This window comes from Kribbella sp. NPDC051586 (assembly GCF_044453965.1).
Classification (GTDB): Bacteria; Actinomycetota; Actinomycetes; order Propionibacteriales; family Kribbellaceae; genus Kribbella.
Window position 1 is genome coordinate 1,556,414 of sequence record NZ_JBITDF010000003.1, and the last position, 22,387, is coordinate 1,578,800.

Sequence of the window (22,387 nt, forward strand, 5' to 3'; positions counted from 1 at the left end):
GGCCTGGTTGTCCTCCGCGACCGCCCCCGAGGTCGGGATGACGATCTACGGGTGCGAGCCGGACGAGGCGGTTCTGTTCCGGGAGCTCGCTCCCCGCTTCGGCGTCGTACCGACCATCACCCAGGCAGCGGTGTCCGAGTCCACCGTCGAGCTTGCCCTGGGCAATCATTGCGTCAGCGTCGGGCACAAGACCGGGATCAGCAACCCGACGCTGCTGGCCCTCGCCCGGGCCGGCATCGCGTACATCTCCACCCGGAGCATCGGCTACAACCACCTTGACGTCGAGTACGCGCAGAACGTCGGCATCACCGTCGAGAACGTTGCCTACTCCCCCGACAGCGTGGCCGACTACACCCTGATGCTCATGTTGATGGCGGTCCGCAGCGCGAAGTCCATGATCCGCCGGGCCGATATTCACGACTACCGACTGAACGACGTACGCGGGAAAGAACTGCGCGATCTCACCGTCGGCGTCATCGGAACGGGTCGCATCGGCGCAGCGGTGATCGACCGCCTGCGCGGCTTCGGTTGCCGCACCGTTGCCTATGACAACCATCCGGCGACTTCGGCCGACTACGTGCCGCTCGATGAGTTGCTCCGCGTGAGCGACCTCGTCACGCTGCACACGCCACTCACCGCGGACACGCACCATCTGCTCGATCGGCAACGTATGGAGCAGCTGAAGCCCGGTGCGTTCATCGTGAACACCGGTCGCGGCCCGCTCATCGACACCGAGGCGCTGCTGACGGCGCTGGACAGCGGCAGATTGGGCGGTGCGGCGCTGGATGTCGTCGAAGGCGAAGACGGAGTCTTCTACGCCGACTGCAGCAACAAACCCATCGAGAGCAAACAGGTCCTGCGACTACAGGAACTGCCGAATGTGATCGTCAGCCCGCACACCGCCTACTACACCGACCACGCCCTGAGTGACACGGTCGAGAACTCGATCATCAACTGCCGGAAATTCGAGAACAGAAAGCAGCAGTGGATATGAGAATCGGAATCATCTTCGGCGGCCGCTCCGAGGAACACCCCATCTCGGTCAAGTCCGCGCAACAGGTCGCGGACAACATCGACACCGCGAAGCACGAACCGTTCTACCTCGGGATCACCGCCGACGGCGCCTGGAAGCTGTGCGACGGCCCTTCCCCGGACTGGGAGAACGGCGCCTGCCGACCGGTCATGCTGTCACCGGACGCGACGGCCCCGGGCCTCCTGGTGCTGGACGACGGGAAGTACGAGACGATCGGCCTGGACGTGCTCTTTCCGGTCCTGCACGGCAAGTTCGGCGAGGACGGCGCGATCCAGGGTCTGCTCGAGCTGTCCGGCCTTCCGTACGTCGGCTGCGACATCCAGAGCTCGGTGCTGTGCATGGACAAGTCCCTCGCGTACGTCGTTGCCGGCAGCGCGGGAATCGCGACGCCGAAGTTCTGGACGTTCGCGCCGGACGAGAACATCGACCCCGATCGGTTCGCCTATCCGATCTTCGTCAAGCCGGCCCGCTCGGGCTCGTCCTTCGGCGTCAGCAAGGTCGCCAACGCGTCGGACCTGCCGGCAGCGGTGGACGTCGCGAGGCAGTTCGACTCGAAGGTGTTGATCGAGGAGCCGGTCGCCGGCACCGAGATCGGCTGCGCCATCCTGGGCAACGACCCTGACCTGCTCGCCGGCGAAGTCGATCAGATCGCTTTGTCGCACGGCTTCTTCAAGATCCACCAGGAGAGTAGGCCGGAAAGCGGCTCCGACAACTCGACGGTGATCGTGCCGGCGGACATTCCGGCCGCGTCGCGCGCACTCGTCCAGAAGACGGCCAAGGCCATCTATCGGGCATTGGGCTGCCGAGGGGTGTCCCGGGTGGACATGTTTCTCAAGGCGGACGGCACCGTCGTACTCAACGAGGTCAACACCCTTCCCGGCCTGACGTCGTACAGCCGCTATCCCCGGATGATGGACGCCACCGGCCTGTCCCGCACCGAGGTGATCGACCGGATGATCTCGCTGGCACTGGCTCGGGTGTGAACGAGCCGCGCGGCCGGCCTCGGTCGAGTGTGCTTGCGGTTGTCGTGGTTGCGAGTGCGGTGCTGATCGGCGTACTCAAGTTGCACTCGCCGGCGCCCTCGACCTCGCCGATCGCACCGCCGTCGGTGTCTCCGATCCCGTCGCCGGCCCCGGTCGCATCGCCGTGAAGTCGACCCAGCTGCGCTTAGGATCGGGACATGGCGACGCGACTTGTACAGGTTGTGATCCAGGCTCGGGACAACTCCGCTGTCGGGCGGTTCTGGGCGGAGGCGCTCGGGTGGAAGGTCACCGGCGACAAACCGGAAGAGACCAACGTCGAGCCTGAGGGCGTCACCTACCCCGACCCCAGCGCGATCGTCATCGACCTGGTCCCTGGTGCCCGGCCCAAGACGGTGAAGAACCGCGTCCACCTCGACCTCGCCACCACCTCGACGACTCACCAGGAAGAGCTGATCGCGCACCTCCGGACGCTCGGCGCGACGCCTGTCGACATCGGCCAGGGCGACGTCCTGTGGACGGTCCTGGCCGACCCGGAGGGCAACGAGTTCTGCGTACTGGAGCCGCGCCCGGTCTACAGCGACCCCGGCCCGATCGCCGCGGTGGCCGTCGACTGCGTGGATCCGCGCGCCATGGCCCAGTTCTGGAGCCAGGCGACGGACTGGACCCTGCACGAGGTGACCGACGACTTCGCGTCGTTGCGCTCGTCCAAGGGCGTCGGCCCGTACCTCGAGTTCCTCCGCTCCACCGACCCGAAGACGGGACAGGACCGCATCCATCTAGACCTGCGCCCGTACTTGGGCGATGACCACGAGGCAGAGGCAGCCCGGCTACGAGCCCTCGGCGCCACCGATCTCGATATCGGTCAGGGCGACGTCCCCTGGACCGTGCTGGCCGACCCGGAAGGCAACGAGTTCTGCCTCCTCACCGCACGCTGACATGGCACTCACCCGCGACGAGATCCAGCGACGGCTGGACAAGCATTTGATCCCAGGTGTGGCGATCGGCGTCTGCGATCCGAGCTCGGTCAGGTGGTCGGCCGGCTTCGGGACCACCCGGGCCGGCGGGGGCGAGCCGATCACGGCAGACACCATGTTCAGCGTGCAGTCGTGTTCGAAGATGTACACCGCGACGGCCGTGCTTCTCGCCGTACAACGGGGCCTGGTCGAGTTGGACGTCCCCATCACGCAGTACCTGCCTGAGTTCCGCGTCAACAGCACGTTCGAGGAGCATCCCGAGCGGCTGATCACCTTGCGCCATCTCCTCAGTCACACTGCCGGGTTCACGCACGAGGCGCCGGTCGGCTCCAACTACCTGGTCGGCCGGGAGTCCTTCCAGGCGCACTGCGAGAGCATCGCCGACACGTGGTTGCGCTTCCCCGTGGGAGACCACGACCAGTACTCCAACCTCGGCATCGACCTGGCGGGATACATCCTGCAGCGGATCAGCGGCACGCCGTTCCACGAGTTCGTACGCCGGGAGTTGCTGGCGCCGCTCGGGATGAAGCAGACGACGTTCGACTCGCGGGAGATCATGCGTGCTCCCGGTCGGGCGATCGGTCACTCAGCCGGCCATGCACGGTTGCCGGTCCGGGTCCCGATGGTTGCCGCCGGCGGCCTGTACACGAGCGTCAACGACGCAATCCGGTACATCCAGCTCCACCTCAACGACGGTGCCGGTCTGATCGATCCCACGCTGCTCAGCGAGATGTACGGAGCACCGGACACCGACGAGGGCTACGGCCTCGGTCTGGCTCTCGCCCACGCGGGCGGTATTCCGGTCCGAGGTCATGGCGGGGGCGGCTTCGGCTTCCTGTCCGACATGTACTGGGCGCCCCACGCAGGCCTCGGGGTTGTCGTACTGACGAACTCGACCGACCACCCGCTGCAATTTGAACTCGCCGGCGAGATCCTCCAAGACCTCATCCCCGACCATCCTGCCCGCAGCACACCGACGCCGGCCAAGTCTGGCGATGACGCCTTGCCGAAGCCCCAGCCGGCCAAGCCCGACGGACCGTGGAACAGGGACTACGTCGTGCGGGCTTCCGGGGTACGCGTCGGGACCGCCAGGCCACGGAAGGAGAACGGACAGCTGTACTTCGACCACTGGCATGGCGAGACGGTCCGCCTCCGCGAACACGTCCCGGGCCTGTACCTGTCGTCGACCGGCGAGATGCTCGACCTCACCCGCACGCCGCCGACCTACGCCAACATCAGGCTCCACCGAACCACTTCGTCAGAGCAGTAGCGACATCCTTGCCGCCCGACCAGCACAGCAGGCCGTCGGGGCGGATCAGCAGGGCGTCGTGTTCGCCGTCCGGCTTGGCCCGTACGACGTCGACGCGGTCGGACCAGCCCGCGGGCCAGGTGCGGTCGGCGAAGTCGAGTAGCAGACCGCGGCCGGGGTGCAGAAGGGTCGACAGCCAGGTCGGACCGTCGTCGGTGATCAGCTCGAAGTCGGGGATGCGATCCGGGGCGTCGAGACCGGACATCATGCCGGCGAGGTAGCGGTTGGTGTCCGGCAGGCGCATCAGGTCGGTGAAGATCTCGCGCAGTTCGACGACGTCCTCGCTCGGTCCGGGGAGGGCGAAGACGCGTTGCGCCGCGGTGTGGCGCAGTACGCGCGCCGCCACCGGATGCCGCTCCTCCTGATACGTGTCGAGCAGCTCCGCCGTACCGCGCACCGCGGCCGCGAGCTTCCAGCCGAGGTTGAACGCGTCCTGCACACCGAGGTTGAGCCCCTGCCCACCGAACGGCGGGTGGATGTGCGCGGCGTCCCCGGCGACCAGGATCCGCCCGTACCGGTACGACTCCAACTGCCTTGTGGCGTCACCGAACTCCGACGAACTGAGAACCTCCCCCACCCTGGTTTCCGAGCCGTACAGGACGGTCAGCGCGGACTGCGTCTCGTCCGGCGAAGCGACTCCGTCACGCCCGAAGGTGAACCGGTACTTCCCCTCGCCGACCGGCACGAGCATGCCCCAGTAGTCACCGGCGTGCTTCGTCATCGTGCTGAAATGACCGACGCTCGCCGGCACTTCGTCGGACACCGAAGACAGCCGTACGTCGGTGAGCACCGCGCGGAACGTCCCCGCCCGACCTGGAAACGGTGCGTCGAGCAGCTTGCGGACCGTGCTGTGCGCGCCGTCGCACGCGACCAGATAACGCGCCCGAAAGGTCTCAGCGCCGGCGGTAACAGTCACGCCGTCCGAGTCCGGCGAGACCGCGCTGACCTCGACACCGCGGCGTACCCGGACGCCGCGCGCCACGGCCGCCCGCTCGAGTTCCTCCTCGACGATCCACTGCGGTACGGAGATCGGGTACTGGTGCCGCGTGTTCCACGGCGAGGCGTCCAGCGGGACCGGAAGCCCGGCGAAATGCCCGCCGACCTGCTCGCGCGGCAACTCGCGAGCCTGGATCGGCCCGAGCAGCCCGCGCATCTCCAGCACCTCGGCCGTGCGGGCCTGCAGCGACCCGCCCTTCGTCTGTTCGATCCGTGCGTCGAGCCGTTCGAGAACGGTCACGTCGACGCCGGCCAGTGCCAGCTCGTAGGCCAGCATCAGCCCCGTCGGCCCGGCTCCCGCGATCAGTACGTCCATGAAACTCTCCTCAGTGCAAAAGTAGACTAAGTGCAGATTAGCACTCGGTGCTACGATCTGGCCATGGCATTGCGTGAGCGGAAGAAGGTCCGCACCCGGGAGGCGATCTCGACCGCGGCGATCGACCTGTTCATCGAGCACGGTTTCGACCAGGTGTCGATCACCCAGGTCGCCGAGGCCGCGGACGTCTCCCGGCGGACCCTCTTCGCCTACTTCCCCACCAAGGAGGACCTGGTCGTCCACCGGTTCGCCGACCACGAGGACGAGCCGGCCCGCGTCGTCCGGGCCCGCCCGGCCGGCCAGTCACCGCTGGTCGCCCTGCATACCCACTTCGTCGAGCGACTGCGCGCCCACGATCCGTTCACCGGTCTGACCGATCACCCCGGCGTGCTCGCCCTCTACCGGCTGCTCCGGAGTACGCCCGCACTGATGGCCCGTATGCTCCAGTTCAACGAGACTTCCGAACGGGAGCTCGCCGCGGCGCTGCACGAGACCGCGAACACTCCCGAACTCACCGCCCGCCTGGCGGCTGCCCAGATCAGCTCGGTCCACTGGGCCCTGGCCATGACGAACTTCGACCGCTGCGCCTCCGGCACCTCCGCCCCGAGGGCTCTACCCGCCGCAGTCAAAGCAGCCAACCAAGCCTTCGCCCTGCTCTCCTCCGGCCTGACGCCCCTCTGGCCCTCCACCTGAGGCACCACAGAAGGGTCACCATGAACGCAATGCAGAAGTTCTCCCTCGAGGGCAAGGTTGCTCTCGTCACCGGTGGCAACCGTGGCCTCGGCCGCGCGATGGCCGAGGCGCTCGGCGATGCGGGCGCCGCGGTCGCGGTCAGCGCACGAACGCTCGCTGCCGCGGAAGCCGCCGCCGCGGAGCTCGGTGCGCTCGGCATCCGCGCGTACGGCGTACAGCTCGAGGTGTCCGATGTCGAGGACGTCGAGCGCGCGGTCGAGCAGGTGACCACCGAGTTCGGCGACATCGACGTACTGCTGAACAACGCCGGCATCGGCGTCGCCGGGCGGGCGTTCGAGACGCCGGACACCGCGTGGCACGAGGTGTTCTCGGTGAACGTCGACGGCCTCTGGTACTGCAGCCGCGCGGTCGCCCGCCGGATGGCCGAGCGCGGCGGCGGCACGATCGTGAACGTCGGGTCGATGTCGGCCGAGATCGTGAACCAGCCCCGCTGGCAGGCGTCGTACCTCTCGTCGAAGGCCGCCGTCCACCAGCTGACCAAGGCGCTGGCGGCCGAGTGGGCACCGCACGGGATCCGGGTGAACGCGATGGCGCCGGGGTACTTCCTGACCGAGATGTCGCCGGTCGACCAGCCGGAGTTCAAGCAGTGGTGCGTCGATCCGGCGGCCATGAAGCGGTACGGTCTGCCGCCGGAGCTTGGGCCGGTGGCCATCTTCCTGGCGAGTGAGGCGTCCAGCTTCATGACTGGGTCTGTCGTCAAGGTCGACGGCGGCTTCACACTGTTCTGATGGTCACCATAGGTATCGTCGGCGCGGGACTCCGCGGGAGACTGTTCGCCGAGGCACTGGCCTCCCAGCCCGACGTCACAGTCGTCGGCCTCGCGGAACCCTCGCCCAAGGTCGCCGAGGGGGCCCGGAGCGCCACCGGCCTACCGGTCACCTCGTCGCACCGCGAGTTGCTCGAGACCTTCGATCCGGACGCCGTGATCGTGGCGACGCCCGACTTCGCGCACCGCGAGATCGCGGTCGACGTTGCCGAGGCAGGCAAGCATCTGCTGATCGAGAAGCCGGTTGCCACCAATCTGGACGACGCGCATGCCATCGCCTCGGCGGTTCGTCGTTCGGGCGTCCGGTGCCTCGTCGGGTTCGAGAACCGCTGGAACCCGCACGTCGTGCAGGCCAAGGCGGCGATGGACTCCGTCGGCGATCCGATCACGGCGTCGGCGACCTTGAGCAACTCCCTCTTCGTGCCGACCACCATGCTGTCCTGGGCGGCCCAGTCGTCGCCGGCCTGGTTCCTGATGCCGCACACCGTCGATCTGATCCTGTGGCTGACCGGCCGGAGGCCTGTGTCGGTCAGCGCGATGGGATCGCGTGGAGTCCTCGCCAAGCGCGGCATCGACACCTGGGACGTCGTCCACGCCTTGGTCGGCTTCGAGGACGGATCGACCGCGACGCTCTCCTCGGCGTGGACGCTTCCCGATGCCGGCGACGGGATCGTCGACTTCCGGTTCCAGGTGGTCGGCACCGAGGGGTCGGTGACCGCAGACCTGTCACACCAGGGGCTGACCGTGGTCAGTGACAAGTATCGGTCGGCCTGGCCGGTCGCCGGCCGGATCGGACGGTCGCAGGTCGGACCCGCGGTGTGGATGGTTCAGGACTTCGCGGCAGGGCTCGCGGACGGCGGCGAGCTCGGTCCGGGCATCGACGACGGCGTACTTGTCACGGAGATCATCTGCGCGGTCGAGGAGTCGCTCAGCACCGGACAGACTGTTCGGCTGGCGTCTGCCTAGAGCTGGTCAGCCACCAGCGACGCGACGCCAAGGCGGCCAGTCCGGCGCCGGCGGTGTTGAGCAGCACGTCGTCCACCGAGGACCAGACCCAAGGCACTGTCCCGTAGACCATGCCGACCTCGGCCACCGACGTCCGCCACGCGCGTCCGCGGAGTACCAGGATGAGCACCGCAAGTGCGGCCAATGGCAGTGCGAGCACCGCCAGGAAAGCCACGCCGGTGAACGTGTCGACCCAGTGCCACCCTCTGATGATCGCGCTACCTCCGTCTGTGCCGGCCTCCAGTGAAGGCAACGTGCTGTTGCCGGAACGTATGCGGTTTTGGATACGCGAACGATATGCGCCGCCCGGTAGCGTCGTGTGTATGTATGTGCTGCTCGCGGGGGAAGAAGGTCATGGGTAGGCAGCCCGGGATGAGCGTCCGCCTCAAGCTCACCCTCAGCTATGCCGCATTCCTGACGCTCGCGGGCACCCTGCTGCTCGCCGCCGTGTGGGTGTTCCTGCTGCGCTACGTGCCTGAGCGTGCGGTGCTGGTCGTGCCCGATGAGGCGACGACCAGCGGTGGGGTCTTCCCCGTCCGGTCCCGCCTGCTCGACGTGTTCGCTCCGCGGGCAGCCGGGGTGTTCGTGTTGCTGCTGGCGTTCGGCCTGCTCGGCGGATGGATCCTCGCCGGGCGGATGCTCGCGCCGCTGACCCGCATCACCAACGCCACCCGCCTGGCCGAGAACGGATCCCTGTCCCACCGGATCGAACTCGAAGGCCCCACCGACGAATTCCGCGAACTCGCCGACGGCTTCGACCGCATGCTCGCGCAACTGCAGGAACACGTCGCGCAGCACCAGAGATTCGCCGCCAACGCCTCGCACGAACTGCGCACTCCGCTGGCGATAACCCAGACCCTGCTCGACGTTGCGATCAACGATCCGGACCGCGACAGCGGCGATCTCGACGAACGCCTCCGCGCCATCAACACCCGGGCAATCAACCTCACCGAAGCACTCCTGCTGCTGAGCCGCGCCGATCAACGCTCCTTCACCGAAGAACGGGTCGACCTCTCGCTGATCGCGGAAGAAGCCACCGAGACTCTCCTCCCCTTCGCGGACAAGCGCGGCATCACCATCGAGACCTCAAGCGAGCTGACCCCGACCACCGGCTCGCACGCGCTCCTGCTCCAGCTGGCCACGAACCTCGTCCACAACGCGATCGTCCACAACCTGCCCGCTCACGGCACCATCTGCGTCACCACCGCGGTGCGCTTCAACACCGTCGTACTGACCGTGGAGAACACCGGCGAGATCCTCGGCCGGCAACTCGTCTCCACCCTCACAGAACCCTTCCAGCGCGGCACCCGCACCCATCAGCCCGGCGTCGGCCTGGGCCTGGCAATCGTCAAGAGCATCACCGAGGCCCACAACGGCACCCTCAACCTGATCCCCCGCCTGGGCGGCGGCCTTCAGGTCACCGTCCAGCTGCCCTACCGGGAGCTAGAGTGGCCGCCGAGCGCGGTCTCAACTGCGACGGAAGGAATCGATCATGCGAGCTGCCATCGTGCCCGGTGCCGACTTTCCGGACTACGAGCTTCCCGACCAGGACGACGTGCCGCGGAAGCTGAGCGACCTGCAGGGTGAGGATCCGATGATTCTCACGCTCGCGCGCGGGCACTACTGCCCGAAGGAGCATCAGCAACACCTCGAGCTTGCGGCGTTCTACCCGAAGATCGCGGTCAGCTACACCAAGATCGTGACGATCGCGACCGACGAGCACCACACGTTGCAGGAGTTCCGCGCGTCGGTCGGAGCGCAATGGCCGTTCCTGTCCGATCCGGGGCGGATCGTGCAGCGGGATCTCGACATCCAGGAGTACACCGATCCCGACAACGACCCGATGATCCCGTACACGCTCGTGCTCAAGCCCGGGCTCGTCGTGCACAGCGTCTACAACGGCTACTGGTTCTGGGGCCGGCCGTCGATCTCCGAACTGTGGCAGGACCTTCGGACGGCGAGCAGCGAAGTACGTCCGGACTGGGATCTCAGCAAGCCGGGATTGCGGGAGGCGTGGGACAGCGGCGACCACAGCGCCTTCCACGGGTGGAGCAAGAAATAGCCGCTAGCTCGCCGGCCGAGTGACGTCGTCGTACAGGCGGACCGCGGCGAGCAGGCCGTCCGTGCCGCGCTCGAAGATCGCGAGAGCCGCCTGAGGTGGTGCGCTCCCCCAGCCGACAAGGTTGTACTCGAGCGCGCAGCTCGCTCCGTCGTCCGTCCCGGCACACGGCTGTACGTCGAACCCGCCGGCGCTGAGCGATTCGGCGTAGAACGCGCGGAGCTCGGCCGTCCCGCGATGGAGGTTGTCCGGACCGATCGGCTCCTGCAGGTAGCCGTCCGGCTCGAAGCTCTTCACGATGGAGTCGGCGTCCCCGCCGGCCAGCGCCTCGAGGTGGCGCGCTACGACGTCCGTGGTCTCGACGGCGCCCACCTCCAGGAAAGCAGGCCGGAGGTGCTGCAATCCGTCGACGGGCCACTGGCTGCAGTACGTGCGGAACTCGACGGACCGCTCGTCCAGCGACTCCGCGACCACCGCCACCGGCCATGCCACTTCGCGACCGTCGTGCAGCACATGGACCAGCAGCTCCACGGCCGCGCGACCGTCGACCGTGATCGAGCCGACCACCTCCAGCCGCGCGTCGTGAGCAGCCATCCATTCCCGGTTGTCGTGGATGAACGTCCGCAACTCCCGATGCCCGCGGATCACCCCGGCCCGCGGATCGTGGACGACGACGTCCCCCGGCCAGGTCTTCTCCAGCACACCGGGCCCGCCGTCGTACAGAGCCTTCAGGTACTGCGCGACGGGATCCGCTTGCTCGCGCGCCCGGGCATCACGACGCGCCAACTCGATCGCAGTGGAGAACTCCGGGAACCACGGCATAATTCACCGTACGGCAGACGACCGAGCTGCCGCATCACCGCGATCTCAGGTTTTGGCCTTGCGCGCTCTCGGCTTGCGGGCCACGGGATGCGAGCCGTTGCCGTTGGTCTCGCCGTTGCCGTTGCCGTTGGTGCCGCTGTCGGGTTCGGCCGCGAACGGGATGAACGGCATCGTCAGCGGCAACGCCGCCAGCCGCATCAGCAGCAGGACGTTGTCGTCGCCGGCGGTCTTGTTGAGACGGAGGCGTCCGCAATTGGTGCACCTGTGGATGAGGACCCACCGGCCCTCGCCGCGGACCGTGACCGCGATCGGTTCCATACCGCCGGAGCAGTCGGCCTTGCGATCACCCGGGACGTTGCGGTCGAGGTGACGCGACCACAAACAGCTCGGGCAATGATTGCGATGGGTTGTTCCAGGGGCGTCGAGGGAGACCTCTACGCCGCAGTGTTCACAACTGAACGAACGTGCGAATGCCAAGCCAATGAACCTTTCAGAGCAAAGCTGCGGGACAGAACAGACATGGCTCTCCTCCTTCCGGTCCGCACCGGCCGGTCCGGCGCACCAGCCCCCAGCAGACCAGCACGCGGCAGGCACCGTCAATCGAATAACTACGCCGGGTCCGGCCTCAGGATCCTTGGCCGACCTGCCTGGAATTGACCAGCTCGACGCCTTGACGAGCAGTTCCGCGCAGTGGCTAACTAGCTGGAACCGCCCGCCTGAGGAGACTCGATGCGCCTGCTCCTGTCCGCCGTCAGCTTGCTCGCGTTGACGTCCCCGCTCGCGTTGCTCGCGCCGACCGCATCCGCGGTACCGCCGGCGGCCCCGACCATCACGCCGGCACCACAGCAGGTCGTGCAACGCGGCGACGGCTTCCCACTCACGCCGGTGGTGGGACTGGTCCGTACGCCGCGATCCGACGCGGACGCCGAACGAGTTGTACGCGCGGCACTCGCCGGCGCCGGCGTGAAGACCGTCCGAACCACGAACGGCAGCGATCCCGGCACGCCGACGACCATCTGGCTCGGCCGTACGACATCCGTACTGTCCGCGCTCCACGTCCAGGACAGCAGCGGACTACCGGCCGAGGGCTACGTCCTCGCCGCCGGACGCGATCAGAAGCACCGCGCCCAGATCGTGCTCGACGGAGTCGACACCGACGGCACGTTCTATGCCGCGCAGTCGCTCGCACAGCTGGTGCAGGCCCGCCCGGGACAGGACTGGGTGCCGGGCGTTGCCGTCCGCGACTGGCCGACGATGCGCTACCGCGGCTCGATCGAAGGCTTCTACGGCACGCCGTGGTCGCAGGCGGACCGGTTGGACCACCTCGACTACCTCGGCGCGCACCGGATGAACACCTACGAGTACGCACCCAAGGACGACCCCTACCACCGCGAGCAATGGCGCGAGGCGTACCCGCCGGACAAGCTCGCGCAGCTCGGTGAGCTGGTGACCCGCGCGCGGCAGAACAAGGTCGACTTCACCTTCGCGCTCTCCCCCGGTCTGTCGATCTGCTACACCTCCGACGCCGACTTCCAGGCGCTGACGGCAAAGTTCGAGGCCCTGTACTCGCTTGGCGCACGCTCGTTCAACGTGCCGCTCGACGACATCGACTACAACACGTGGCACTGCGACGCGGACCGCGCGAAGTACGGCACCGGAGGCGAGGCGGCCGGCCGGGCGCAGAGCGATCTGCTCAACCGCATCCAGCGGGAGTGGGTCGAGTCCAAGCCGGATGTCGCACCGCTCCAAATGGTGCCGACGGAGTACTACAACGTCAGCGAAACGCCCTACAAGAAGGTACTGCGGGAGCAGCTCGACCCGGCCGTCGTCGTGCACTGGACCGGCGTCGGAGTGGTCCCGAAGACGATCACCGCCGCGCAGGCCGCCCAGGCGAAGGCTGTGTTCGGCCACGACATCCTGATCTGGGACAACTACCCCGTCAACGACTACGCGGCCGGCCGGTTGCTGCTGGCGCCGTACACCGGGCGCGAGCCGGGGATTGCCGACTCCGTGGTCGGTGTGATCTCCAACCCGATGAACCAGGCAGCGGTCAGCAAGATCGCGTTGTACTCGTTCGCCGAGTTCGGCTGGAACACCGCACGGTACGACGCGACGCCCGTCTGGCTGCGCGCGATCGCGGAGCGCGCCGGCGGCGACCGACGTACGGCCGACGCCCTGCGGGTCTTCGCCGACCTCAACACGTACGACGGGACGCTGCATCCGGAGAGCGCACCGGTCTTCGGCGCCGCCGTGGACGACTTCTGGCAGCGGTGGCACGCCGGACCGCGCACGCAGGCGATCGCCGCGTTGCGGCCGCGAGTGAACGCGATCGTCGCCGCGCCAGGCACGATCCGGAGCGGCGTCGTCGATCCGGCCTTCACGGCCCAGGCGGAGTCGTGGCTCAAGGCAACAGAACTGTGGGGCCAGGCGATGAATCGCGCGCTCGACCTGTTGTCCGCGCTCGAGACCGGCAACGGTGCGGCCGCCTGGACCGCGCGCCAGCAGATGAGCGCGCTCGTGACGCAAGCGAAGGCCATCCGGGACAGCCGCGCACCGCACGATGGGACGTACCCGCGGATCGGTGAGCGGGTTGTCGACGAACTGATCGCAGAGACCGGCCGGGTCCACGACCGCTGGCTCGGCGTGACACCGGGCCGGACGGCGACGACCAACCTGGGCACCTATCAGGACAACGTCCCGGCGCGCATGGTCGACGGCGACGAGAACACCTTCTATTGGAGCAACGGCGCGCCCGGTCCGGGCTCGGAGGTGCGGGTCGATCTCGGATCGTCGGTCCAGCTCGGTGCGATCGCCGTACTGATGGGCAAGTCCTCCAGCCCGGACGACTACATCCACTCGGGAGCGCTGGAGTACTCGGTCAACGGCACCGACTGGACCGAGCTCACCCGCGCGACGACCGCCGACGTACGGTTCACGGCTCCGGCTGGAACGGTTGCGCGCTACGTCCGGTACCGGTCATTGACGGCGAGCGACTTCTGGCTGGTGGTGCGGGAGTTCTCGGTGGAGACGGTCGGCGGGCACGTGACGACGCTGACCGCCACCGGTACGCCGGTTCCTGCCGCGGGATCGTCGTACCAGCGTGCTGTGGACGGCGATGTCGAGACCGCGTACGTGCCTGCCACCGCACCGAGCGCGGGTGACGCGCTGGTAGCCACGTTGTCGGCGCCGCGCGAGCTGTCCCGGCTGACCGTCCTGCAACCGTCCTCGTCTGTCGGCACCGCGGACGTCGAGGTCCAGGTCGGCGGGGTGTGGAAGCGAGTCGGTCACCTTTCGTCGGCGTACGCCGAGGTGAAGGTCGGTGATGTGCTGGCCGAAGCGGTGCGGTTGGTGTGGAGGAGCGGAACGCCGTCCGTCGCAGAGCTCGTCCCGCTCTGGAGCGACACGCCATCGGTTGCCCTAAGCACCAGTGCCGATCGGATCGACGTGGTCCGCGGTGTGCTGTCCAGCATCACGATCGGCGTGTCCGCCAGCTCGCGCGCGGACGTGACCGGCAAGCTCAGCATCACGCCGCCTCCGGGCTGGGCCCTCGAGGCGCCGAGCACGCTCACCGTGCGACGCGGCTTCACGCAGTCAGTCACCGTGAAGCTGACGCCACCGGCCGACGCCCCGCTGGCCGACGTGGACATCCCCGTCGCCTTCAATTCGGCCACCGCTGTACTCCGGGTCGCCGTCCGCCCGCGTACTTCGGACACCAATATCGCCCTGCACCGCCCGGTCGTTGCCTCAAGCATCGAACCGGGGACGACCTTCACCGCGGACCTCGCGGTCGACGGCGACACCACCACCCGCTGGGCATCGGGATACGACGACGCGTCCTGGCTCCAGCTCGATCTCGGCGCCGCGACCCACCTGGGCAAGATCGTCCTGCGCTGGGAAGCGGCGTACGGCTCCGCGTACAAGATCCAGGTCTCCGACGACGCCACCACCTGGACCACCGCCACCGAGGTCACCGCGGGCGACGGCGGCACCGACACCCTGTGGCTCGACACCACAGGTCGCTATGTCCGTCTCCAAGGCGTCCACCGAGCGACGCAGTACGGCTACTCCCTCTACGAAGCGGAGGTCTACCCAGCCGCTTGACAGGCGGCGACCGCCAGCCGGTCCACGAAGTCGTTCATTTCGTGGCCGGAGTGACCTTTCACCCAGCGGAACGCGATGTCGCCGCGCTCCACGACCAGCTCGACCAGCGGTTCCCACAGGTCGCGGTTGGCGACCGGCTTCTTGGCGGAGGTCAGCCATCCGCGCTCGAGCCACCCCGCATGCCAGCGGTCGCGGAAGCAGTTGACGACGTACGTCGAATCGGACACCACCAGCAGCGGGCCGTCATTCGCCCGGACGGCCTCGAGCGCGGCCCGGATCTCCATCCGCTGATTCGTGGACACAGCCTCCCGGCCGGCGTCGTACTCCGACGTCGACAACGCCCACGCCCACCCGCCGGGCCCGGGATTCCCCGAGCAGGCCCCGTCGGTGAACACCGACCGCGCCCCAACAGGAACCGTCATATCAGCCGGCCGAGGACGCCGCGCACGAGCAATAGGCATCCGAGAACCCTAGACCCCAGCCACATTCTTGACGAGCCACCGCGCCAGCGGACGGAGTTGTGTGAACGCGGCGAGGACATGGTCGGCCGCGGCCGGAGTGTGGATCCAGTCGTCACAGCCAAGCGGCCGCGACGCGATGACCGACTTGTGGCGCAACAGTTGCGCACGCGGATGGTCGGCGGGATACCCGCGCAGTGGGCGCTTCAGCAAGTCACCCGAGATCACGAAATCCTCGCGCTCGAGCTCTCGCACGATCGCAACCAGCCGACGCCCGGAGCCTTCATCCCCCACCGCCGTCCGGTACCGCTCGATCTGCGCCGAGGGCGCGTACCACCACGCCAGAACGACTGTCAGTCCGTCCAGATCGAAGCGGACGCCGAGCTCGACGTTGCGAGCCAGCCGGACGATCGAGTTCTGCCGCTGCCAGGCATGCAGCAGTACCTCGCCGTACCCCCAGACCGCGAAGTCCTCGTACTCCGGATCCGCGTCGGCCACCGCGTTGAGCAGACCGATCATCGGCTGCCGCACCAGCCTCTCCCGGTCGCGCCGGCACTGCCGCCTGACCTCGGCCGAAGGCTCACCCTCGAGCTGCAGCAACACATCGAACGCAGCCCTCGGCCACCCGTCGAAATCCGCGCTCACGACAGGCAGCCTAACGACGGCCTCCGACATCTTGCGCAGTCAGCGATAGCGGCGTGCTTTGTTCTCCGTCTTCGACTCGCCGGCCTCCCATTGGGCAATCCACGGGCCGGTTCCCTCGGAGGGATCGACGATGCCGGCCTCCAGCCAGCTGTAGTTCCCGTCGAGCACGCGCTGAGCCAGCCGTCGGTCGCTGTCGTCGGTGTTGCTCCAGAGCTGCTCGAACAAGTGGTCGACCCGCAGCCGCGCTTGTTCGCAGAACACCGCCGCCAGCTCGTACGCCGCCTCACCCTGGGCGGCGTCTCGCCCGCGCAGCGTCTCGGCCCGCGAGCAGGATGCGGCCATCGCGAACAGCTCGGCGCCGATGTCCACGATCCTGGCGAGGAAGCCCTGCCGGTACTCGAGCTTCGCCTGCCAGCGGCCCATTCCGTAGAACGTCTGCCGCGCGAGCTTGCGTGACGCCCGCTCGACGTACCGCAAGTGCTTGGCCAGCGGGCCGAACTCGCCGTACGACCTGGGATCCGATCCCTTGCCGACCGCCAGCTTGGGCAGCCACTTGGCATAGAACCCGCTCGCGTTGACCGCGGCCTTCGCCTTGGCCTGGAGGTCGGCGTCCGGTGAGGCGAGGTCGCCGGCCGCGGACAGGTGGGCGTCGACCGCCTCCCGGGCGATCAGCAGATGCATGATCTCGGTCGAGCCCTCGAAGATCCGGTTGATCCGCAGATCGCGCAGGATCTGCTCCGCCGGCACCGCACGCTCGCCGCGGGCCGCCAGCGAGTCGGCGGTCTCGTACCCGCGTCCGCCGCGGATCTGCACCAGTTCGTCGGCGATCTGCCAGGCCATCTCGCTGGCCCAGAGCTTGGCCAGCGCCGCCTCGATCCGGATGTCCTTGGTGCCCGCGTCGGCCAGGTTCGCGGACAGGTCGAGCACGGCCTCGAGCGCGAAGGTGGTGGCCGCGATGAACGAGATCTTCTCGGCGACGGCCGCGTGGGCGCCGATCGGCCGGCCCCACTGGACGCGCTCCGCGGACCACTCCCGCGCGATCTTCAGGCACCACTTGGCTGCCGCCGTGGTGGTCGCCGGAATGGACAACCGGCCGGTGTTCAGCGTGGTGAGCGCGATCCGGAGGCCGGCGCCCTCGCGTCCCAGCCGGTTCTCGACCGGCACGCGGACCTGATGGAAACGGGTCACGCCGTTCTCGATCCCGCGCAACCCCATGAAGGCGTTGCGGTTCTCCACCGTGATCCCCGGCGAGTCGGCCTCGACCACGAATGCGCTGATGCCACCTCGCTCGCCGTCGTGCTCGGGTACGCGTGCCATCACCACGACCAGCTCGGCGATCACACCGTTGGTCGTCCAGAGCTTCACGCCGTCGAGGAGGTACGCCGTACCGTCGTCGGTCGGCGTTGCCGTCGACGCCAGGCGGGCCGGGTCCGATCCCACATCGGGCTCCGTCAACAGGAACGCGGTCACGGCACCGGCAGCGCAGCGGGGCAGGAACCGCTGCTTCTGCTCGTCGGTCCCGAACATCTTGACCGGCTCCGGCACCCCGATCGACTGGTGCGCCGAGACCAGCGCACTGAGACTCGGATGCACCGACGAAACCAGCATCAGCGCCTTGCCGTAGTACGACATCGGCAGGCCGAGGCCGCCGTACTCGACCGGGATCTTGATGCCGAACGTCCCCAGCTCGGCGAGCCCCCGCAGGTACTCGTCGGGGATCCTCGCCTCGCGCTCGATCAGCAGGCCGTCGAGGGTCTCGCAGTACGCCGCCAGCCGGGCAATGAACTCCTCGCCGCGAGCGGCGTCGTCCACCGCGACGGCGTGCGGTTGCGGATGGATCAGCGACAGGTCGAAATCGCCGAGGTACAGCCGCTTGGCGAAACTCGGCCGGGTCCACTCGGTCTCCCGGGCCGCCTCCGCGACCTCACGCGCCTCACGCTCGCCGACCTGCCGCGTCGTAGCCGTCACGGGTATCACTCCTCGCCTGGAGACACTTACTACCCGCTAGTACCCCAAACGAGCCCGGAGGAACTCATCCCTGCGTGAGCGCGATCAGACGTCTCGCGATCTCTCGGAGCTTCACGTTGCTGTCCTGGGAGAGTCGGGTCAGGAAGGCGAAGGCGCGGTCATCGGACAGGTGGTACCGCTCCATCACGATGCCGACCGCCGTGCCGATCATGGTCCGCGTCCGTACCGCCTCGCGCAGGTTCCCGATCTCCCGGGCGTAGTCGATCGCCGTGGCTGCCTGGTGCCGGAACAGCTCGCCGAGCGCGCCCAGATCGCTGAAGGCGCCCACGTGGCCGGAGTACAGGTTGAGAGCGCCGCGGGCCTTCGGAGCCTCGAAGAGCCGGATACCAGCCTGCGCCCGGAGACCTGCCGCTACTGCGCTGACGGCATACCGCGAGAACCGCTCGTCCTGGGCCAGATCAGGCGACGCGACGTGGACTGCGTCCGCGGCTGCCTCGTAGCACGGACCTTCCCGGAGTTCGTACTGCGCTGCGTCGACACCCCACAACAGGTCGTCCGTCGGCGCGACTGTCTCCAGCCTGCCGTCGGCGTGCAGGATCGTGATGCTCGCGTAGTCGGTCTCGGGCAGCGATTCGACCGCCGCAGTCGTGATTCGACTGAGCGTGTGGTCGAGATCACCAGGCGTCAGCGTCTCCATCAGATGCTGCGCCACGGCCAACAGTCGGTCCTCATTCACGACTTCGCCAGTACCCGTCACCGCGCAGGACACTCGCCATCGGGCCAGGTGGGTGAAGCCCACCCGGCCCGATGGAGCGTTCCGGCATCGTGAATCAGCTCGAGGGGCCGGCTTGCCGCAGGTTGTCCGTGGAGTCGTTCCCCGCGACATGCTGAGCAGCCGAACGACTCTCGTCGGCGACATCGGTCGCCGCCTCGGAGGCGGACAGCTTGACGTTGTCGACCGCCTGCTGCGCGGGCTCCCGCAGGTTGTCCCGCACCTCTTGCGCCACCTGTGCGGCTTCTTCCTTCACCGGCCCTGCGGCCTCCATCGCCTTGTCCTTGGATGCCTGGGCCACGTCGCGTTCCCGTGTCGAGGCGGGAACGGCGGCAGCAACGACCCACCCTGCCGCGAAGGCGATCAACCCGGCGGCCAGCGGCGTACCGCGCGTCCGCGCCCGCGCCGCGTCCGGTGCCGAACCCACGGCGTCACCGACCTTGTGGCCGGCATCCTGAACCGTCGCCACCGCCGAACTGGCGCTGTCGCTCACGGACCCGCCGACCGAGTCCGCCGACCCCATCACATGTTCCTTCAACCGGTGGACCCCGCCGCGGGCCCGGTCGACCCGTCGGCCGACGACGCGACCGGGACTGACCTTCTCCGTCAGCGCGTCCACGTCGCGGCCGACCTCGCGCCGGGTCCGCTCGATGTTCCGCTTCAGCTCTTCCGGGTCTTCAGCCATTTCGCGTCCTCCTTGAGTGAGTCGACCGTCAGGTCGGGTTTCGGGCTGACCTCTTGAAGCTCCTTGCGCCCCTTCGCTGCCAGTACGGCGGCCACGACCGCCCAGACGGCCGCGACGATGAGCGCAGCCCAGATGAGGTCCATCGCCTCGTCCAGCGCCCACATCACCGTGAGCGAAACGAAGAGGGCCACCATCCAGCCGGCAAAGGCCGCGCCGCCGAGCATGCCCGCCCCCTTGCCCGCCTTCTTCGCCTCGACCTGGAGCTCGGCCTTGGCCAGCGCCAGCTCCTGACGCGTCAGTTGGCCCAGATCGTTGGTCAGCTGCGAAACCAGCTCACCGACCGACTCGTCCATCGACAGGCGCTGCATCCCGCTGTCGGGTGGAGAACCGCCGACAGTCATCTCACCGCTCCGATCCGGGCGGTGGCACGAGGTACTCGTCGCCGGCCATCCCACCGACCGGCCGATCCGGCACATCGACGCCGGTCGGCGAACCATTGCTGATCGGCACCCCTGGGTGGATCGGTGCAGCTGTGCTGCCCGACGTACCAGTGCTGCCCGACGTACCGCTGCTGCCTGCTGCCAGCGCACGCGTGAGGCGGCCCGCGACGACACCGGCAGCCGCGGCCACCAGCAGGAACGTGCCCGGCTTGCGCCGCGCGAACCCGCGGACCTCGTCCAGCAAGTCCCCCGGTTCGTGCTGCTGCAGGAAGTCCGCTGCCTGATCCGTGAAGTGTGCACCGTGACGTGCCAGCTGAGCCCCGAGCCCCGACTGGCCGTGTTCGGCCATCCCACGCAGCTCATCGCTCACCGACCGAAGGCTGGTGGTCGCCCTTTCCTTCTGCTGATTCGCCTGCTCGACCAACTCGTCGCGGGTCTGACCGGCCAACCGCCGCGTCTGCTCACGGACGTCCGACGTGACGTCGGACGCCTTCTCCTTGACCGTCCCCGCAACTTGGCCGACGGCCTCTGTGGGTGGAGTTCCCGCATCCATCCGATGATTCGTCGTCTGCGACATGTGACGCTCCTTCCAGGAGCATTGACTGAATGGCGTCGCGAGGGGACCAGGCGTGCGTGATCCGCCGTAGAAGAAGCACGGCAAGAAGAGTTCGAGAAGGTTGCCTGCTCAGGCCGACGGGCGCAGCATCTCTGCCTCGCAACAAGGACTTACAGAAAATGGCACTCTGTCGTACCACCACCGGAACCAGTCGTCCGGTACCCGTTGCCAAACACGCAACATAGGTCCCTTACGGATCGCTAAATCCCGCGCGTTGGCAGTCGCGCACGTGGCACCGTGGTTCTATGAACATCGAGCAGTACGACGGAGATCGCGAAGTACTGCGTCCGTTCTTCCGGCTGGCAGACGACTCCGAGCAGCAGATCGATGCGGACCTCAAGCGTGGTGACGTCCTGGTCGCGGACGACGACGGTGAGCTGGTCGGCCAAGTGCAGGTGGTGGCCGGTCGGGAGCGGATCTGGGAGCTGACGAGCCTGGCGGTCATCGAGAGCCGCCGCGGCGAGGGCATCGGACGACTCCTGGTCGACGCGGCAGTCCGGCATTGCCGGCAGCAGGAGGCCGTGCGGCTGCTCGTGGCGACCGCCGCGGCAGACATCGGCAACCTGCGCTTCTACCAGCGGCAAGGCTTCCGGATGCTGTGCATCGAGCGCGACGCATTCGGCGCCGCGGCCGGATATCCCGATGGGATCGTGATCGACGGCATCCCGCTGCTCGATCGCGTCTGGTTCGACCAGGAGTTCTCCGCATGAATTCGCACCGCACACCGCTGTTCTGCGACACCGAGTTGGCCGCGCGCATCGAGAGGGTGGAGACGGAGCTGATCGGGGCCTGCGCGCGTGCGGCACATCGCCGGATCGCCGACGGCAGAGGGTTCGTGCTGCCGCTCGCAGGCGGGCTGGCCAGCTTCGCCGACGACGATTCGCCGTACAACAAGGTCGTCGGGCTCGGTTTCGGCGGCGTACCGACCGCCGAAGAACTCGCCGAGGTCGAACACGCCTACGCGAACTGCGGCGCGCCGGTCCAGGTCGAGCTGTCTCACCTCGCCGGCCCGGAGTTCGCGACACTGTTGACCGAGCGCGGCTACCGGCTGGAGTCCTTCGAGAACGTCCTCGGCGTTGCCCTCGCGGACAAGTACGACGTGGCAGTCCCCGACGGAATAGCCATCCGACGAAGCGGCGACGACGAGTTCGACGCCTGGCTGGACCTGATGGCCGATGCCGTCGCCGCACCCGACACCCAGGGCGTCCCCTGGCGCGAGGAGTTCCCCCGCGACACTTACATCGCGGCCGAACGCGACGCCTCGACAGCCGACATCATCCGTTACGTCGCACTGCGAGACGGCGCCATCTCCGGCGGCGCCGGGCTCCGCACGTCCGAAGGAATCGCCCAGTTCGCCGGCGCTGCCACCTCCCCCGCGCACCGTCGCCACGGCATCCAGTCCGCGCTGCTGTCCGTCCGCCTCGCAGACGCCGCCGCCGCCGGATGTGACGTCGGCGTCATCACTACTCAACCCGCTTCAAAATCACAGCAGAACGCGCAACGGAGCGGCTTCGACCTTCTCTACACCCGCGCCGTCCTGGTCAAGCACCCCGAGTCCGCCTAAGGGCACACCGCAGACCTCTACTCTCCCGTCACGGTAGAGTCTGGCGCGGTGAGGCGAATTGGTGTTCCTCACCCTCTCAGCCCCGATCGAGCGATCGTCACGCCCGCGCAACGACGCGCCGG

At 68.0% G+C, this 22,387-nt stretch carries 23 protein-coding genes; 12 read left to right on the forward strand and 11 right to left on the reverse strand.

What is annotated here, in order from left to right:
* The first annotated feature begins 37 nt into the window (after positions 1-37).
* The 4 genes from vanH to ACIA58_RS26140 all read left to right on the forward strand — a co-directional run bounded on the left by vanH (position 38) and on the right by ACIA58_RS26140 (position 4,260).
* Positions 38-994 (forward strand): D-lactate dehydrogenase VanH, encoded by a 957-nt coding sequence (gene vanH / locus ACIA58_RS26125; protein ID WP_396406519.1) that lies wholly within the window; start codon positions 38-40, stop codon positions 992-994.
* The gene (vanA, locus tag ACIA58_RS26130; RefSeq protein WP_396406385.1) at positions 991-2,016 is read left to right on the forward strand and encodes a D-alanine--(R)-lactate ligase; all 1,026 of its coding nucleotides are present in this window, start codon (positions 991-993) and stop codon (positions 2,014-2,016) included. Before vanH ends, vanA begins: the two co-directional genes overlap by 4 nt.
* Positions 2,017-2,213: 197 nt before the next feature.
* Positions 2,214-2,951 carry a VOC family protein gene (locus tag ACIA58_RS26135; RefSeq protein WP_396406386.1) on the forward strand — a complete coding sequence of 246 codons (738 nt, stop codon included), beginning with the start codon at positions 2,214-2,216 and terminating at the stop codon, positions 2,949-2,951.
* A gap of 1 nt (position 2,952) precedes the next feature.
* Positions 2,953-4,260 carry a serine hydrolase domain-containing protein gene (locus ACIA58_RS26140; RefSeq protein ID WP_396406387.1) on the forward strand — a complete coding sequence of 436 codons (1,308 nt, stop codon included), beginning with the start codon at positions 2,953-2,955 and terminating at the stop codon, positions 4,258-4,260.
* On the opposite strand, the gene ACIA58_RS26145 is transcribed toward ACIA58_RS26140, so the two are convergent.
* Complete coding sequence (locus ACIA58_RS26145) at positions 4,226-5,611, reverse strand: FAD-dependent oxidoreductase (RefSeq protein WP_396406388.1); 1,386 nt, start codon at positions 5,609-5,611, stop codon at positions 4,226-4,228. The two genes, ACIA58_RS26140 and ACIA58_RS26145, sit on opposite strands and share 35 nt — an antisense overlap.
* Before the next feature lie 63 nt (positions 5,612-5,674).
* Between ACIA58_RS26145 and ACIA58_RS26150 the strand changes: the two genes are divergently transcribed.
* Genes ACIA58_RS26150 through ACIA58_RS26160 form a run of 3 tightly spaced genes read left to right on the forward strand, consistent with a single transcriptional unit; the run spans position 5,675 to position 8,096 of the window.
* Positions 5,675-6,304: a TetR/AcrR family transcriptional regulator gene (locus ACIA58_RS26150; RefSeq protein WP_396406389.1), complete on the forward strand. Its 630-nt coding sequence runs from the start codon at positions 5,675-5,677 to the stop codon at positions 6,302-6,304.
* A gap of 29 nt (positions 6,305-6,333) precedes the next feature.
* Complete coding sequence (locus ACIA58_RS26155; RefSeq protein ID WP_396406390.1) at positions 6,334-7,092, forward strand: SDR family NAD(P)-dependent oxidoreductase; 759 nt, start codon at positions 6,334-6,336, stop codon at positions 7,090-7,092.
* Complete coding sequence (locus tag ACIA58_RS26160; RefSeq protein WP_396406391.1) at positions 7,092-8,096, forward strand: Gfo/Idh/MocA family protein; 1,005 nt, start codon at positions 7,092-7,094, stop codon at positions 8,094-8,096. The genes ACIA58_RS26155 and ACIA58_RS26160 overlap by 1 nt, the downstream gene beginning before the upstream one ends.
* Here the strand turns inward: ACIA58_RS26160 and ACIA58_RS26165 are convergent.
* Positions 8,059-8,310 carry a hypothetical protein gene (locus ACIA58_RS26165; RefSeq protein WP_396406392.1) on the reverse strand — a complete coding sequence of 84 codons (252 nt, stop codon included), beginning with the start codon at positions 8,308-8,310 and terminating at the stop codon, positions 8,059-8,061. The two genes, ACIA58_RS26160 and ACIA58_RS26165, sit on opposite strands and share 38 nt — an antisense overlap.
* Positions 8,311-8,489: 179 nt before the next feature.
* On the opposite strand from ACIA58_RS26165, the gene ACIA58_RS26170 reads away from it, so the two are divergent.
* Together ACIA58_RS26170 and ACIA58_RS26175 are read left to right on the forward strand one after the other, a co-directional pair.
* A complete protein-coding gene (locus ACIA58_RS26170) occupies positions 8,490-9,722 on the forward strand; it encodes a sensor histidine kinase (protein WP_396406393.1) in 1,233 nt (410 codons plus the stop codon).
* Complete coding sequence (locus ACIA58_RS26175) at positions 9,628-10,197, forward strand: redoxin domain-containing protein (protein WP_396406394.1); 570 nt, start codon at positions 9,628-9,630, stop codon at positions 10,195-10,197. The genes ACIA58_RS26170 and ACIA58_RS26175 overlap by 95 nt, the downstream gene beginning before the upstream one ends.
* Before the next feature lie 3 nt (positions 10,198-10,200).
* Here the strand turns inward: ACIA58_RS26175 and ACIA58_RS26180 are convergent, their stop codons facing one another.
* Both ACIA58_RS26180 and ACIA58_RS26185 read right to left on the reverse strand, forming a co-directional pair.
* A complete protein-coding gene (locus ACIA58_RS26180) occupies positions 10,201-11,016 on the reverse strand; it encodes a nuclear transport factor 2 family protein (protein WP_396406395.1) in 816 nt (271 codons plus the stop codon).
* Positions 11,017-11,061: 45 nt separating this feature from the next.
* The gene (locus ACIA58_RS26185; RefSeq protein ID WP_396406520.1) at positions 11,062-11,610 is read right to left on the reverse strand and encodes an RNHCP domain-containing protein; all 549 of its coding nucleotides are present in this window, start codon (positions 11,608-11,610) and stop codon (positions 11,062-11,064) included.
* A gap of 135 nt (positions 11,611-11,745) precedes the next feature.
* On the opposite strand from ACIA58_RS26185, the gene ACIA58_RS26190 reads away from it, so the two are divergent.
* A complete protein-coding gene (locus ACIA58_RS26190; protein WP_396406396.1) occupies positions 11,746-15,117 on the forward strand; it encodes a beta-N-acetylglucosaminidase domain-containing protein in 3,372 nt (1,123 codons plus the stop codon).
* Here the strand turns inward: ACIA58_RS26190 and ACIA58_RS26195 are convergent.
* The 7 genes from ACIA58_RS26195 to ACIA58_RS26225 form a co-directional block, all read right to left on the reverse strand.
* Entirely contained in the window at positions 15,102-15,539 is a 438-nt protein-coding gene (locus ACIA58_RS26195) for a ribonuclease H (protein ID WP_396406397.1), read from the reverse strand. The genes ACIA58_RS26190 and ACIA58_RS26195 overlap by 16 nt on opposite strands.
* A gap of 48 nt (positions 15,540-15,587) precedes the next feature.
* Positions 15,588-16,220 carry a DUF2461 family protein gene (locus tag ACIA58_RS26200; protein WP_396406398.1) on the reverse strand — a complete coding sequence of 211 codons (633 nt, stop codon included), beginning with the start codon at positions 16,218-16,220 and terminating at the stop codon, positions 15,588-15,590.
* Positions 16,221-16,259: 39 nt separating this feature from the next.
* The gene (locus tag ACIA58_RS26205; RefSeq protein WP_396406399.1) at positions 16,260-18,188 is read right to left on the reverse strand and encodes an acyl-CoA dehydrogenase family protein; all 1,929 of its coding nucleotides are present in this window, start codon (positions 18,186-18,188) and stop codon (positions 16,260-16,262) included.
* A 64-nt stretch (positions 18,189-18,252) separates the two neighbouring features.
* Positions 18,253-18,924, reverse strand: a complete 672-nt coding sequence (locus ACIA58_RS26210) for a GAF and ANTAR domain-containing protein (RefSeq protein ID WP_396406400.1) — start codon at positions 18,922-18,924, stop codon at positions 18,253-18,255.
* A 94-nt stretch (positions 18,925-19,018) separates the two neighbouring features.
* Positions 19,019-19,645: a DUF3618 domain-containing protein gene (locus tag ACIA58_RS26215; RefSeq protein ID WP_396406401.1), complete on the reverse strand. Its 627-nt coding sequence runs from the start codon at positions 19,643-19,645 to the stop codon at positions 19,019-19,021.
* Entirely contained in the window at positions 19,621-20,046 is a 426-nt protein-coding gene (locus ACIA58_RS26220) for a phage holin family protein (RefSeq protein ID WP_396406402.1), read from the reverse strand. Before ACIA58_RS26220 ends, ACIA58_RS26215 begins: the two co-directional genes overlap by 25 nt.
* 1 nt (position 20,047) lies before the next feature.
* A complete protein-coding gene (locus ACIA58_RS26225) occupies positions 20,048-20,662 on the reverse strand; it encodes a hypothetical protein (protein WP_396406403.1) in 615 nt (204 codons plus the stop codon).
* A gap of 284 nt (positions 20,663-20,946) precedes the next feature.
* On the opposite strand from ACIA58_RS26225, the gene ACIA58_RS26230 reads away from it, so the two are divergent.
* Entirely contained in the window at positions 20,947-21,411 is a 465-nt protein-coding gene (locus ACIA58_RS26230; RefSeq protein ID WP_396406404.1) for a GNAT family N-acetyltransferase, read from the forward strand.
* Positions 21,408-22,265, forward strand: coding sequence for a GNAT family N-acetyltransferase (locus ACIA58_RS26235; protein ID WP_396406405.1), 858 nt, complete (start codon positions 21,408-21,410; stop codon positions 22,263-22,265). The genes ACIA58_RS26230 and ACIA58_RS26235 overlap by 4 nt, the downstream gene beginning before the upstream one ends.
* The last annotated feature ends 122 nt before the right edge of the window (positions 22,266-22,387 follow it).